The 13,245-nt window shown below is 72.1% G+C and carries 16 protein-coding genes; all 16 read left to right on the top strand.

Going from position 1 to position 13,245, the window contains the following annotated elements:
* Position 1 precedes the first annotated feature (1 nt).
* The 16 genes from DMB38_RS12760 (at position 2) to DMB38_RS12685 (ending at position 13,216) form a co-directional block, all read left to right on the top strand.
* Positions 2 to 511, top strand: a complete 510-nt coding sequence (locus DMB38_RS12760) for a hypothetical protein (RefSeq protein ID WP_125935283.1) — start codon at positions 2 to 4, stop codon at positions 509 to 511.
* Between the two features lie 15 nt (positions 512 to 526).
* The gene (locus tag DMB38_RS12755; RefSeq protein WP_125935282.1) at positions 527 to 949 is read left to right on the top strand and encodes a hypothetical protein; all 423 of its coding nucleotides are present in this window, start codon (positions 527 to 529) and stop codon (positions 947 to 949) included.
* A complete protein-coding gene (locus DMB38_RS12750; RefSeq protein ID WP_125935281.1) occupies positions 943 to 1,257 on the top strand; it encodes a hypothetical protein in 315 nt (104 codons plus the stop codon). Before DMB38_RS12755 ends, DMB38_RS12750 begins: the two co-directional genes overlap by 7 nt.
* A 13-nt stretch (positions 1,258 to 1,270) precedes the next feature.
* Complete coding sequence (locus DMB38_RS12745) at positions 1,271 to 1,621, top strand: hypothetical protein (protein ID WP_206337686.1); 351 nt, start codon at positions 1,271 to 1,273, stop codon at positions 1,619 to 1,621.
* 70 nt (positions 1,622 to 1,691) lie between these two features.
* On the top strand, positions 1,692 to 2,123 hold the full coding sequence (locus DMB38_RS12740; protein WP_125935280.1) for a minor capsid protein: 432 nt from the start codon (positions 1,692 to 1,694) through the stop codon (positions 2,121 to 2,123).
* Positions 2,124 to 2,135: 12 nt separating this feature from the next.
* Positions 2,136 to 2,606 carry a phage tail tube protein gene (locus DMB38_RS12735; protein WP_125935279.1) on the top strand — a complete coding sequence of 157 codons (471 nt, stop codon included), beginning with the start codon at positions 2,136 to 2,138 and terminating at the stop codon, positions 2,604 to 2,606.
* Positions 2,606 to 3,163, top strand: coding sequence for a hypothetical protein (locus DMB38_RS12730; protein WP_125935278.1), 558 nt, complete (start codon positions 2,606 to 2,608; stop codon positions 3,161 to 3,163). The genes DMB38_RS12735 and DMB38_RS12730 overlap by 1 nt, the downstream gene beginning before the upstream one ends.
* Before the next feature lie 53 nt (positions 3,164 to 3,216).
* Positions 3,217 to 3,372, top strand: coding sequence for a hypothetical protein (locus DMB38_RS12725; protein ID WP_206337685.1), 156 nt, complete (start codon positions 3,217 to 3,219; stop codon positions 3,370 to 3,372).
* A gap of 52 nt (positions 3,373 to 3,424) precedes the next feature.
* On the top strand, positions 3,425 to 6,574 hold the full coding sequence (locus tag DMB38_RS12720; protein WP_125935277.1) for a hypothetical protein: 3,150 nt from the start codon (positions 3,425 to 3,427) through the stop codon (positions 6,572 to 6,574).
* A 15-nt stretch (positions 6,575 to 6,589) separates the two neighbouring features.
* Complete coding sequence (locus DMB38_RS12715; RefSeq protein ID WP_125935276.1) at positions 6,590 to 9,361, top strand: hypothetical protein; 2,772 nt, start codon at positions 6,590 to 6,592, stop codon at positions 9,359 to 9,361.
* A gap of 60 nt (positions 9,362 to 9,421) precedes the next feature.
* Positions 9,422 to 9,937, top strand: a complete 516-nt coding sequence (locus tag DMB38_RS12710) for a hypothetical protein (RefSeq protein ID WP_125935275.1) — start codon at positions 9,422 to 9,424, stop codon at positions 9,935 to 9,937.
* Between the two features lie 61 nt (positions 9,938 to 9,998).
* Entirely contained in the window at positions 9,999 to 10,913 is a 915-nt protein-coding gene (locus tag DMB38_RS12705) for an N-acetylmuramoyl-L-alanine amidase (RefSeq protein ID WP_125935274.1), read from the top strand.
* A 37-nt stretch (positions 10,914 to 10,950) separates the two neighbouring features.
* Positions 10,951 to 11,268 carry a hypothetical protein gene (locus DMB38_RS12700; RefSeq protein ID WP_125935273.1) on the top strand — a complete coding sequence of 106 codons (318 nt, stop codon included), beginning with the start codon at positions 10,951 to 10,953 and terminating at the stop codon, positions 11,266 to 11,268.
* 28 nt (positions 11,269 to 11,296) lie between these two features.
* Complete coding sequence (locus DMB38_RS12695; protein WP_125935272.1) at positions 11,297 to 11,584, top strand: hypothetical protein; 288 nt, start codon at positions 11,297 to 11,299, stop codon at positions 11,582 to 11,584.
* Positions 11,581 to 12,309 (top strand): collagen-like protein, encoded by a 729-nt coding sequence (locus tag DMB38_RS12690; RefSeq protein WP_125935271.1) that lies wholly within the window; start codon positions 11,581 to 11,583, stop codon positions 12,307 to 12,309. The genes DMB38_RS12695 and DMB38_RS12690 overlap by 4 nt, the downstream gene beginning before the upstream one ends.
* A 142-nt stretch (positions 12,310 to 12,451) precedes the next feature.
* A complete protein-coding gene (locus tag DMB38_RS12685; RefSeq protein ID WP_125935270.1) occupies positions 12,452 to 13,216 on the top strand; it encodes an HNH endonuclease family protein in 765 nt (254 codons plus the stop codon).
* Positions 13,217 to 13,245: the final 29 nt, after the last annotated feature.

Raw genomic sequence — 13,245 nt, 5'->3', positions numbered from 1 at the left:
CATGACTGTCTCCAGCACGCTCAGCATGGCCGCGACGGTCCAGCAGACGAAGACGCTGGACCTCACCACAACGCAGGACGAGCTGAACTTCCGGCGCGCGGTACAGCTCAGCTCGGGCACCGCCGCCGGGCAGGCCGACAAGGTCTTCCACGACCGGCGCACGCTGACCGCGTCGGCGACGGAGGATCTCGACCTCGCGGGCGTCCTGCTGGACGCCTTCGGCGGCACCATCACCTTCGTCAAGATCAAAGGGCTGTTCGTCGCCGCGGCGGCCGGCAACACCAACAGCGTCGTCATCGGCGCCGCTGCCGCGACCCCGTGGGCAGCCCTCCTCAACTCCACCGGCACCCTCACCCTCCGGCCCGGCGCGTCCTTCGGGGCCTTCGCTGGGGCCGCGGACGCCGCGGGGTACGCGGTCGGTGCAGGCACCGCCGACCTGCTGAAGGTCGCCAACAGCGGCGCCGGGTCGTCTGTGACGTACGACGTCGTCATCGTCGGCACCTCGGCCTGAAAGGAGGTGGCCGGGATGAGGGTCTACGCGCAGCCCGGCGACCTCACCGCCTACACCGGCCAGCCGGCGCCGGCGGACGCCGAGCGGCTCCTGCGGGACGCCTCCCGCATGCTCGACGCGGAGGTGCTCCGGTACTGCTGGTACGACGTTGACCCGGACGGCTACCCCAGCAACAGCACGGTGCGCGAGTCAGTCCGGGACGCGGTGTGCGCTCAGGTCGCATGGTGGGGCGAGCTGGGCGACTCCACGGGGGCCGCCGCGGCGGGGTGGGGCTCGGTGTCGATCGGGTCGGTGTCCCTGTCGGGTGGGGCTGGCGGCGCCGGGGGCGGTGGGCAGCGGCCCCCGGCGCGGCAAGTCGCCCCGCAAGCTGGGGACGTGCTCCGCAGCCCGGACCTGACGCCGAGCATCTTCGTCCTGGGGGTGGTGACCTCGTGCTGATCCCCGGATGGCTGCTGCAGCACACGATCACGGTGGAGGCGTGGCTCGGCGAAGGCCCGACCGGGCCGCGCTTCGCGGCGCCGGCGGAGGTGCGGTGCTTCGTGGACGAGCAGACACGGCTCGTCCGCAGCCCGAACGACGACGAGGTGACATCGTCCTCGACGGCGTACTGCCGCCCGGACACCGAGTGCCCGGCGAAGTCCCGCGTACGGCTGCCCACGGGCCGGACGACGACCGTCATCGCGGCGCTCCGCCGTGACGGGGGCCGGCTCCCGACGCCGGATCACCTCGAGGTGCAGATGCGGTAGACCGGGGGCTGACGTGTCGCAGTACACCCGCTTCACCTTCAACGGCGACCGGCTGTGGACCACGCGCGGTCGGCGGCTGCAGTCGGAAGGGCTGCGCCGCGGCCTGGAGCACGTCCTCGCCGAGTCCCGGAAACTGGTGCCGCTGGAGGAGGGCACGCTCGAACGGTCCTCGTGGGTGGACGTCGATGGGCTCAACGGCATCGTCACGTACGACACGGTGTACGCCGCGCGGCAGCACGAGGAGCTGACGTGGCGGCACCTGCCGGGCCGCTCCGCGAAGTACCTGGAGCTGCCGATGAACTCGGAGCGCGACGTCGTGCTGCGCCTGATCGCGGTGCCGCTGCGCCGCTGGCTCCGCGGCTGACCCCCACCCCCATCCCCCCGCTCCTCCCGGCCCGGTCTACGGGCCCACGTCGCGCACGGGGAGGTGACCGGTGGGCTACACCAGCGACCTCCTCCGGGGCCTCGCCGCGCTCATCGCCGACGCCGGACACGGCGTGTACGACCCGGACGGGACGTACGGCCCCGACCAGACCGGCATCACGATCGCCGTCGTCCCCGACAGCCCCGACAAGATCATCTGCCTGACCCCGTACCCGGTGGAGGACACCGGCCAGACGGACGTCATCACCGCCGTGCAGATCCGCCTGCGCGCCGGCCGCGACCCGACCGTCCTCGAGGACCTCGCCGACGAGATCCGCGACCTCCTCCACGGCCGCGAGCACTACCAGCTCGGCGGCGTCCGCGTCGCCCTGTCCTGGCGCGCCTCGCAGGTGCCAATCGGCCAGGACACCCACGGCCGGACCGAGCTGACCGCGAACTATTACCTCCGGGCCACGCGGCCCGGCCCGAACCTGACCGACTAGGAGGGCCGCGTCATGACGACGCCGACCGAGACCGCGCTCGCCCGCCGCTGGCGCCTGGAAATCAACATGGGGACGGCGGAGGCGCCGTCCTGGGCACTCTGCCCCGGGGTGACCGAGTTCCAGTGGACCGCCGAGCCCAACATCGAGGACTCCACGTCGTACGACACGGACGGCTGGACGGAGAACACCAAGACGGCCCAGGCGTGGGAGGTGAGCACCACCTTCAACAGGAAGCACACCCCCGACGACACCGCGTACAGCCCGGTGCACGAGAAGATCCGCACCGCGTTCTTCGCCTACGGCGACGACTCGAAGGTCCACCTGCGGTTCATGGACCGCAACGGGCTCCCCGAGGCGTACGAGGGCAAGGCACTGGTCAACTGGGCCCCGTCCGGCGGCGAGTACACCGCGCTGGACCAGGTCGAGGCCACGTTCACCGGCACCGGGCCGCTGACGCCGATCACGAACCCGATCGCGCCCTGATGGCCCGGTTCGAAGCTCTCGCCGAGCTGCACGACGACTCCCTCACCCTGCCCGTGAAGGGCGGCGACGGGCGCGTCCGCGAGTACACCATCCCCGCACCGTCAGCCGAGGTCGGGCTGAAGGTCCAGCAGTTGGCCGGCATGGCCGTGGGCCTCCTCGCCGGCGGCGCCGAGCCGGACACCTCCGCGCTCGACGACGCCGACGAGCTGGACCTCTACAAGATGTGCCTCGGGGACGTCCACGAGCAGCTCATCAAGGACGGCGTGACCTGGCCCTGGCACCGCCACGTGGCGATCACCGCCGTGCGGTGGATCATCGACGGGCTCGACGCCGCCGCGGAATACTGGAAGGCCGCGGGGGACCCTACGCAGGTGGCGGGCCCGAACCGGGAGGCCCGCCGCACCGCCGCCAAGGCGAAGAAGCCGAAGTCGAAGAAGAGTGGATCGGCTGCGGCGAGCAAGACCCGGTCACGGGCCTCTTCGAGTGGTACGAGCGCCCGGAAGGCTACGTCGACCGCCGCCGCCGAGACACCGGCGGAGGACTCTTCGCCGACCTGACGTGGTCGGACCTGCTCGAGCAGTGGGCGCTCATCGAGGCCGACCTCCACCAGGTGTACGGCATCGACGTCGAGGACGCCCACCTGCTGCGCCGCCGGTCGTGGCGGTGGCTGAAGATCCGCATCTTCGGCCTGCTGTCCAACGAGACGAGCAGGCTCTTCCGGCACTTCGCACCACCTCCCGAGGACATCGCCAAGCCCACGCGCTGACGCCACCGCGACCGCGCGCACCTCCGATCCGGCCGAACGGGGGTGCGCGGCGATGGCACTCACGATCGGGGAACTCGTCGGCGTCGTCACGGTCGACGACACCGGCGCCATCGCCGGCATCGACCGCACCGAGCGGCGTATGCGCGGGCTCCAGCGGGGCATGGACAGCCAGCTCCGCGCCATCGCCGGCAGTCTGCTGTCGGTCGGTGCGCGGATCGGCACGCTCGGCCTGGCGCTCGGCGGCGCGATCCCGGTAGCGGCCGGACTGGTTGCCACGCTCGTCGAGATCGCACCGGCCGCGGCCGTCGGCACCACCGCGATGCTCGCGATGGTCTCGGCGCAGACCGCTTTCAAGATCGGCATGCAGGGCGTCGGGGACGCCGTCGCAGCGGCGATGGATCCCTCCGACCCCGAGAAGTACGCCGAGGCACTGAAGAAACTCGCCCCGAACGCACGGGCGTTCGTCGAGCAGATCCGCAGCATGCAGCCCGCGCTCCACCGGCTGCAGCAGCAGGTACAGAACCGGCTCTTCGCCGACCTCGACCAGGACCTCGCGCGCACTGCGCGGGTGACCCTGCCGGCGCTGCGCAGCGCGCTCACCTCGTCCGCGTCGACGCTTAACGAGATGGGCCGCGGCGTGCTCACCACCGCGCGCGGCCTGGGCCGCTCCGGGGTGCTGGGCAAGGCCCTGTCGTCGGCCACCAGCGGGCTGAAGAACCTCGCCGACATCCCCGGCCAGATCCTCCAGGGCTTCGCCCAACTCGCCGCCGCCGCGGGCCCGACGTTCACCCGGCTGACCGCCGCCCTCGGCGACAAGGCCGGCGACCTGGCAGGGGTGCTCACCAGCGCGTTCGAGTCGGGCAGCATGCAGCGCGCCATCGAGCAGGCCGTCGAGCTGTCCGGCGACCTGTTCGACGTCCTCGGCAACGTCGGCTCCATCGTCGGGAGCATCTTCGGGGCCGCGGACACCTCGGGCGCCGGGTTCCTCAGCACGCTGAAGGAGATCACCGAGAGCATCGACGACGCGTTCGCGTCGTCCGCGGTGCAGTCCGGGCTGCAGGCCCTGATCGGCACGATGGCGACCCTCGCCGAGACCGCGGGCCCGATCCTCGGCACGGCCCTCCAGGTCGTCGGCCGCGTCTTCGCCAAGCTCGGACCGCCCGCGCAGAAACTGATCGGCGCGCTCGGCGACGCCCTCCTGCCCGTGATCAGCGCGGCCGAGCCGGTCCTGCTCGAAATGGCGGACGCCGCCGGAGAGATGGTCACCGCCGCCCTGCCGCTCCTGCCGGTGATCAGCCAGCTCGCGGTGTCCCTGCTGCCAGCCGTCACCCCGCTCTTTGCCGCGCTGGGAAGGATCTTCCGCGACTCCGCCCCGGTGATCAAGGAAACCGCGCAGATCCTCCTCGCCAGCCTGCAGCCCGCCCTTGCTGCGCTGCCGCAGATCATCGGCCCACTCGCGCAAATGTTTGCACAGAATCTGAACAATTCTCTGCAAATCTTCTCGCAGCTTCTCGTCGCCCTCGGGCCCAGCCTGATCGTGCTCGGCCAAGCTTTCGCGGACATCATGATCGCCGCCGGGCCGCTGATCCTCGCCTTTTCGCAGGTCAGCGCCGAAATTCTGACCGCGCTGATGCCCGCGCTCCGGCCGCTGATCGCTCTCGTCGGCCGCGTCGCGTCGGTGCTCGCCGGACGCCTCGCCTCGCAGATCACCGGCGTCGTGGTGCCCGCGCTGCGCGCGCTGACCGCGCTCCTGAGCGGCGACTTCTCCACCGCCTGGCGGCTCATGCGCCAGGCGGTGTCCACCTCTGTCCGACAGACCCTCGCCTTGGTCACTGCGGTGCCGCGGCGGATCATCGGCGCCCTCGCGCCGCTCGGCGGCATGCTGTTCGGCGCCATGGCCCGTGCCGGCGGCCGGATGCTGTCGGCCACGATCAGCCGGGCGACCGCCGTAGTCCGCTACATGAGCCGCGTACCGGGGATGATCGTCCGTGCGGTCGGCAGCCTCGGCTCCCTGCTGTACGGCGCCGGGCAGGCCGTCGTCGAGGGTCTGTGGAACGGCATCAGCAGCATGGGCGGCTGGCTGTCCAGCAAGGTCGGCTCCTTCGCCAGCTCGGTGATCCCGGGGCCGATCGCGTCCGCGCTCGGCATCAGCTCCCCGTCCAAGGTCACCGCCGCGCAGGGCCGTTGGATCGCCCGCGGCCTCGTCGAGGGCCTCACCGGCTCTGCCAAGCAGGTCCGCTCCGCCTCACAGCGCCTCGCGGACATCGTCCGCGACAGCCTCGCCCCCGGGCGCCGCCGCAGCGGCGCGCTCGACCGCATCAGCCGCCGCAACAAGCAGTTGACGAGGCTGGCGAACCAGGAAGCGCGGGTCGAGAAGAGGCTCGCCGCCGCGGAGAAGAAGCTCAAGGACCGGATCCGGGCGCGCGATCAGCTCGCCTCCCAGGTCCGCGGCGGCATCCTCCAGGGAGCCGCGGTCACCGCGCAGGACACCACCGGCGGGCCGGTCACCGCCTCCTCGATCATCACCGGTCTGAGGGCGGACGCGGCCGACGCGCAGATTTTCGCGCGGAACCTGGCCAAGCTCCGCAAGCTCGGGGTGTCGAAGAACATCATCGCGGACATCGCACAGGCCGGTGTCGAGGGCGGCGGCGCGCAAGCCGCGGCCCTGGCCACCGCCAACCGGGCCCAGATCAAGCAGCTCAACGGCCAGCAGAAGCTGCTGCAGCAGGCCGCCGGGCGGGCCGGGGACGTAGCCGGTAACGCGATGTACAGCTCCGGTATCCAGGCCGCCAAGGGCCTCGTCCGCGGCCTGCGCTCGCAGGACAAGGCCCTCGAGCGGGCCATGCTGCGGATCGCGAAGAACCTGCGGACGGGCATCCGGAAGGCGCTCGGGATCCACTCCCCGTCCCGCGTGATGGACAGAGACGTCGGCCGCTACATCCCCGCCGGTCTCGTACGCGGCATCCAGCATGGGCAGGCTGCGGTCGACGCGGCGATGTCGTCGCTGGTGTCGGTCCCGTCCCCGGCGACGGCGGGCGCGGCGGGCGGCGGCACGCCGGCCATGGCCGGCGCCAGCGCGGGCGGCGCCGTGGCAACGCTGCGGATCGAACTGGCCGGGCCCTCGGAGATGCGGCGCATCATCCGGCGCATCGTGCAGGTCGACGGCCGCGGCTCCATACAGGTCGCCTTCGGGAACAAGTAGAGGAAGGCGAGGACTGTGCCTGAGACGCTGTTGGAGATCCTCGCAGGCGCCACGCGGGTGCCGGTCACCGCGAAGGCGTACACGCGCGATCCGATCCAGATCCAGCGCGGCCGGCAGGACGCCGGGGCCGAACTGGGCCCCGGCTCCTGCAACATCACGCTGAACAACCTGGACGGCACGTGGTCGCCGAGGAACCCGCGCTCGCCTTACTACGGGGTCATCGGCCAGAACACGCCGGTCAGGGTGTGGGCGCGCGGCCCGCGCCGGTACCTGTGGCTGCCGGGCGCCCCTGGCGACCGCGCCCGCGTCGCCTCGGACAACGCCTTGAACGTGGCCGGGGACCTGGACGTGCGCGTCGACGTCGCGCTCGACCGCCTCCCGACGCTCTCCAGCATCCTCGCCCCGCAGGTCAACGAACTCATCGGCCGCTACAACATCAACTCCAACGCCCGCATGTGGCGCCTGCTGCTCACCAACGACGGGCGCCCCTCCCTGACCTGGTCCACCGACGGCGCCAACGCGATCGAACGTATCGGGACCGCCGTGGTGCCGCACTTCAGCGGACAGCGGTTCGCGCTGCGCGCCACCCTCGACACCGACAACGGGGCGTCGGGTCACAGCGTCACGTTCTACACGGCCCGGACGATGGCCGGCCCCTGGGAGCAGCTCGGCGACGCGGTCGTGACCGCCGGGACCACGTCGGTCAACACGGCGGGGACGGCGGACCTTGAGGTCGGGGAGATCAGCACGATCGGGTTCTCCCCGGGCGGCGGCCGGTACTACGCCGCGGAGGTCCGCGACGGCATCGGCGGCCCGGCGGTCGCGAACCCGGACTTCACGGCGCAGCCGGAGGGAACCGGCTCCTTCACGGACTCGGCGGGCCGGTCGTGGACGATCCAGGGCGGCGGGACGATCACCGCCCTGTACTGCCGGTTCGTCGGGGAGGCCGCGAAGTGGCCCGACCGCTGGGCACCTTCCGGAAAGGACGTGTGGGTCGAGCTGGAGGTCGCGGGGATGCTGCGGCGTTACGGCCAGCGGAACAAGGCCCTTGAGAGCACGCTGCGGCGCTTCATCCCGGGCCACAGCGGGCTTCTGGCGTACTGGCCTATGGAGGACGGCGCCGAGGCCACCCGAGCAGTGTCCGCGCTGGCCGACGGCCGCCCGATGCTCGCGCGCGATCTCGCGTTCGCCGCGAACGACAGCCTGGTCAGCAGCGACGCACTGCCCGCCCTCGGGGACGCCGCCAGCATCAACGCGCCGCTGCCCGCCCTGCCGTCGGGCTCGACCGGCTGGCGTGTCGAGATGGTCTACCGCCTCGACGCCATCCCCACCGGCAGCCAAAAGACCATGATCTCCGTGGCGACCAGCGGCGGCGGTATCGCGCAGATCGTCGGGTCCTACAGCACCGCCGGGCTCCAGGTGGCCGCGTACGACGGCGACGGCGTGCTCCTCGGCAGCTTCAACACCACCGACGCCGGCATCCTCGCCCTGGGGGCGCAGGGCTGGTCCCGGCTCATCCTGCGGGCACGACCCGGCACCAACCCGGGAGACACCGACTACTGGCTCATCGTCGCCCCGATCGGCCAGAACACGCAGCAGGGCGTCTTCTACACCCGCAGCGGGTTCACCCGGCCGCGGCGGATCGCCACCTCGTACGGCTCCGGACTCGCCTCCATGCCCATCGGGCACATCACCTACACCGCGAGCCCGGACACGAGCGTCCTGGGCGGCGGCGAAGGCGCCGCGGACTCCGCATACCGCGGCGAGACCGCGGTCGCCCGCCTCCGCCGCCTGGCGCAGGAGGAGCAACTCCTCCTCATCGCCACCGGACTCAGCTCCAACTCCGAACCCATGGGCCCGCAGCGCATCGCCACCGCCCTCGACGTCATACAGGACTGCGAGGACGTCGACGGCGGCGTCCTGGCCGAGCAGCGCGAGACGCTGGGGCTGCAGTACCGGGCCCGCCGCATGCGGTACAACCAGCGGCCGCGGCTGACTCTGGACTACACCGCCCCGGGGCACCTGGCCCCGCCGCTGGAGCCGGACAGCGACGACCTGACCATCCGCAACCAGGTCACCGTCTCGGTGCCCGAAGGCTCCTCGTCGCCGCCGGTGGCCCTGGAGGAGGGCCCGCTGAGCGTGCAGCCGCCGCCAGCCGGAGCGGGTGTTTACGACGAGGCGGTGACGCTCAACCTGGCCTCCGACGAGCAGGCAGAGCCTCAAGCCTGGTGGCGCGTGCATCTGGGCACCTGGGATGAGGCGCGCTACCCGTCGGTGACAATCAAGCTGCACACGGCGCCGGATACCGTCGTCGAGGACGTCCTCAACCTCGACTCCGGCGACATCATCGAGATCACCAATCTCCCCGACTGGCTTCCCCCCGGCCCCGTACGGCTGATCGTGGAGGGCTACACCGAGACGATCCTGCCGCGCACATGGGAGATCACCTTCGCGTGCTCGCCGGCAGGCCCGTGGACGGTCGGAGTCGTCGGCGACCCGGTGCTCGGCCGCGTCGACACCGCGGGCTCCGTCCTGGCCGCCGCCGTCGGGGCGGCGGACACCACGCTGCTCGTGAACGCCAGCGGCGACCTGCCGTGGGCCACGGACGCCGAGGTCCCCTTCGACGTGACCCTCGCCGGCGAAGACGTAACGGTCACCGCGGTGGCGCCGGGCGCCCCCACCGCAGACCGGGCCCTGACGGTGACCCGCTCCGTCAACGGCATCACCAAGCCGCACGCCCTGGGCACGTCCGTCGCGCTCAAGCAGCCCGCCGTCGTCGCGCTGTAGTCCACCCGCTCCGCGAGGCGGCACCCTCGCGCCCTCGCCGCCCGCCCGGAGGTGCTCTTCGTGGTCGCCATCGTCCAGCCCGGCCAGACGCTGACCGCTGACCGGCTCAACTCGGGTTTCCTCGTCGGGATGCTGCTTTTCCGCGCGACGAGGGACACCAACCAGGCCATCGCCACCGGCAACAACCCCATCGTCGGGAACGCGATCTCGTGGGAGACGGTCGAGCTGGACGACCTCGGCGGCTGGGCTGTGGCCAACCCGACGCGCTACACCTGCCGGCGCGCCGGCTGGTACGAGCTGACCGGTGAGGTGTCCCTCGAGGCGTCGACCGGGGGATCGGTCAGGGGCGCGGCCTGGTACCTGAACGGCTCGCTGGTGCAAGCCGGGCACGGAAACAGGATCACGGCGACGCCGACGAACCTGGTCACGGTGGTCTCGGCGCGAACCCTGAACCTCATGCTCGCGGTGGGCGATTACGTCGAGCTGGTGGCCGTGCAGAACTCCGGCGCGGCGCTGAACACCGGCACGGGCGGCGGCCGACCGTCGATGAACGTCACCTACAAGCGACCCGTCTGACCTGCTCCGCACGCCCCGGCGCCGGTCTGGCCCCGGGGCTTCACCATGTCTGGAGTCCCGCATGGCCGATCCACTGTCCGCCTCCGTCGTCCTGCGCGTGCTGAAGCGCGAAGGCTGCACGGTCGTCGAGCACGACGGATGGCGTACGCACAACCGCAACGGGCGCGGGCCGTGGGGCCCGGTGCACGGCGTGATGCTCCACCACACCGCCAGCGGTGACGGCCAGGGCATCATCGACGTCTGCCGCCGCGGCCGGCCCGACCTGCCGGGCCCGCTGTGCCACGGCGTCATCGACAAGCGCGGCCGCGTCCACCTCATCGGCCACGGCCGTACGAACCACGCCGGCCTGGGCGACGACGATGTGCTGCGCGCGGTCATCGCCGAGCGCTCCCTGCCCGACGAGAACGAGCTGAACACGGATGGGAACGCGAGGTTCTACGGGTTCGAGTGCGTCAACCGCGGCGATGGCGACGACCCGTGGCCCGACGTCCAGTTGGACGCGATCGAGCGCGCGGCCGCGGCGTTGTGCCGGGCGCACGGCTGGGGGGCGCGCTCGGTGCTCGGGCACGCGGAGTGGAGCCCGCAGAAGATCGACCCGCGCGGGTTCAGCATGGGCGGCATGCGGGGGCGGATCGGCGACCGGCTAGGTGACAAGGCACCACGGCCGGCCCTGCCGAAGCCCACGCTGCCCGTGGTTGACCTGTCCCGGCTGCGGACCGCGGCCAAGACCGACCCGCCGAAGAAGGGCACGCCCACGTCGTACGGCAGCGGCGTGCGGACTGTCGAGGCGGCGCTCGTCGACGCCGGTCTACTGCGCAAGGCGCACCTCGACGGCCACTTCGGTACCTCCACCGTCGCCGCCTACGCGGCGTGGCAGCGGCGCTGCGGCTACTCCGGCCCGGACGCCGACGGCATCCCCGGCAGGGCAACGCTGGCCCGTCTCGGCGACGCCGCGGGCTTCCGAGTCGTGGCCTGATCTCCGTCCGAACCTCTACTCGCAGAACGGATCACCTATGGACGTAAATCTCGATGCCGCGTACTGGCTCGGCCTCGTCATCTCCGTCGTACTGCCCGTGCTCGTCGGACTCGTCACCACCCGCGTGACGCATGCTGGCGTGAAGGCCGTCCTCCTGCTCTTCCTCAGCACCCTGAACGGCTTCCTCGTCGAGCTGGCGAGTCCCGGGCCCGACTTCGAGCCGGCGACCGCCGCCGTGCTCGCGCTCGTGAGCTTCGCGACCGGGGTGCTCACGCACTTCGGACTGTGGAAGCCCACCGGGGTCACCGCGGCGGCGCAGGACACCCTCGTCAAGGACGCGCCTCGCGGCGCCTGACGGCCGGTACGCGCGTTCGGGAGGTGGCATGGACGCCGCCATGGTCACGGCCGTAGCCGCTCTACTCGGCTCGCCTGTGGCCGCGGCGGCGGCCGTGTACGGCTCCCGGGCCGCGGCCAGGGCCCAGCGGGAGGGCGGCATCATCGGCGGATACGACAGCCTCACCGGCCGGTTGACCGCAGAGCGGGACAAGGCCGAGCGGGACCAGGCCGCGGCCGAGGCGCGCGCCTCCGCGGCCGAGGCGAAGGTCCACGCACTTGAAGCGGAAGTCGAGCGCCTGCGGACGCAGGTCGTGCAGCTCGGGGGGACGCTGTGACGCGCACAGAGCACGTCTTCGCCCGCCGCCGGCACGTGCTGTGGCTCGTCGCCGGGCTGCTGTTCCTCGGCGGCGTCGTCGGCGTGGTGTGGGTGCAGACGCAGAGCGAGGCTTCGCGGGCAACGGCGCGGGCGGACAAGCTCGCTGCCGAGGCCGCGCGGCTGGCCGACGAGGCGGACCGGCGCGGTGAGGCGGTCAGCACGCTGGCGACGGACGTACGGCAACTGCGCGCTCAGGTACAGGGGTCGGGGGAGCAGCCGGTCGCGCCGGATCCGGCCGAGGCGGTATCCGGACTGCCGGACCGTGCCGAGGTGCCGGTGCCGATCCCGGGGCCGCGCGGCCCCCGCGGGCCGGCGGGTCGGCCGGCGCCGACGATCACGCCGAGTCCCGGTGCGCCCGGGGCCGCCGGCCAGCCAGGGAAGGACTCGACGGTGCCGGGGCCGCCGGGTGAGCCGGGCGCGGATTCGACGGTGCCGGGGCCGCCGGGCCCGCAGGGAGCGGAGGGCCCTCGAGGCCCGCAGGGAGAACAAGGGCCGCGCGGTGAGCCCGGCGTGGAAGGGCCCCCCGGCCCGGCGTGCCCGGACGGCTACACCCTCCAGCCGCCCGCTTGGGATCCGGACGCGCTCATGTGCCGCCGCAGCGATGCCCCGGCGCCGTCGGACGGCTCCGGTGCGCCCGCCGCGCTGTCCATGGGCCTCGACCCGAACCGCCGCCAGTACCTGTGAACTATCGAGCCCCGGCCGCCCGAAGGCGGCCGAGGCTTCTGCACGTGCCGCTGCGCCGGCGTGGGCTGAGCGGCTCTCCCCGAAAGGGTGACGCCCGGCGCGGCGAGGGGGGCGGGGCTGGTGCTGGCGCTATCCAAGGCTCATGAAACTCACGAGATGGTTCGCCCGTGGGGTAGTCGGCGCGCTCGCCGCTGTTCTCGCGCTGTTGCTCCTGCCCGCAGGCTCCGCAGCGGCCGCACAGGGCGAGGTGGTGAAGGCTCCGTTGTCGGAGCTGATCGCCGCCCTGCCCGTCGAGGACGAAGGTCCCCGCGCCGGTTACAGCCGCGCCGAGTTCAAGCACTGGGTCGACCAGGATCGCGACGGCTGCGACACCAGGGCCGAAATCTTGCTCAGGGACGCGGTCACGGCGCCGCAGATCACCGGCCGCTGCACCATCGCGAGGGACACCGGCACCTGGTATTCCTGGTACGACGAAAGCACCCAGACGAGCAAGGTCGACGTCGATATCGACCACATGGTGCCTCTCGGTGAAGCCTGGGACAGCGGCGCGGCGACATGGACTGCTGCCGAGCGGGAGGGCTACGCCAACGACCTTGAGGACGAGCGCGCCCTCCTCGCGGTCTACGACAAGCAGAACCAGTCGAAGGCCGACCGCGACCCCGCCGAGTGGATGCCCCCTGCCGCATCAGCGACCTGCCGCTACCTCACCGACTGGGTCGTGGTGAAGATCCGCTGGGGGCTGACCGTCAACCCGGCCGAGCACGCCGCCATCCAGCGCATCGCCTCTGGCTGCGACGATGAGGAGATCACCGTCGTCCGCGCACGATCGGCACCTGCCGAACTGACTCCCGCGGTGCCGAAGACGCGATCCGATGTCCAACCGTCCTGGTTCGAGCCTGCGGCATAGCCGCCCCCGGCCCCATGCACCCCACCCCC

The sequence above is a fragment of the Streptomyces sp. WAC 06738 genome (assembly GCF_003945505.1).
GTDB lineage: Bacteria > Actinomycetota > Actinomycetes > Streptomycetales > Streptomycetaceae > Streptomyces.
The sequence above is the reverse complement of the archived record's forward strand: the minus strand, read 5'-3'. Positions and strand labels throughout refer to the sequence as shown.

Bases quoted from the DNA above. Each gene is read 5' to 3' on its own strand.
- DMB38_RS12760 (WP_125935283.1), top strand. From the start codon at position 2: ATGACTGTCTCCAGCACGCTCAGCATGGCCGCGACGGTCCAGCAGACG.
- DMB38_RS12755 (WP_125935282.1), top strand. From the start codon at position 527: ATGAGGGTCTACGCGCAGCCCGGCGACCTCACCGCCTACACCGGCCAG.
- DMB38_RS12735 (WP_125935279.1), top strand. From the start codon at position 2,136: ATGACGACGCCGACCGAGACCGCGCTCGCCCGCCGCTGGCGCCTGGAA.
- DMB38_RS12730 (WP_125935278.1), top strand. From the start codon at position 2,606: ATGGCCCGGTTCGAAGCTCTCGCCGAGCTGCACGACGACTCCCTCACC.
- DMB38_RS12720 (WP_125935277.1), top strand. From the start codon at position 3,425: ATGGCACTCACGATCGGGGAACTCGTCGGCGTCGTCACGGTCGACGAC.
- DMB38_RS12705 (WP_125935274.1), top strand. From the start codon at position 9,999: ATGGCCGATCCACTGTCCGCCTCCGTCGTCCTGCGCGTGCTGAAGCGC.
- DMB38_RS12700 (WP_125935273.1), top strand. From the start codon at position 10,951: ATGGACGTAAATCTCGATGCCGCGTACTGGCTCGGCCTCGTCATCTCC.
- DMB38_RS12695 (WP_125935272.1), top strand. From the start codon at position 11,297: ATGGACGCCGCCATGGTCACGGCCGTAGCCGCTCTACTCGGCTCGCCT.
- DMB38_RS12685 (WP_125935270.1), top strand. From the start codon at position 12,452: ATGAAACTCACGAGATGGTTCGCCCGTGGGGTAGTCGGCGCGCTCGCC.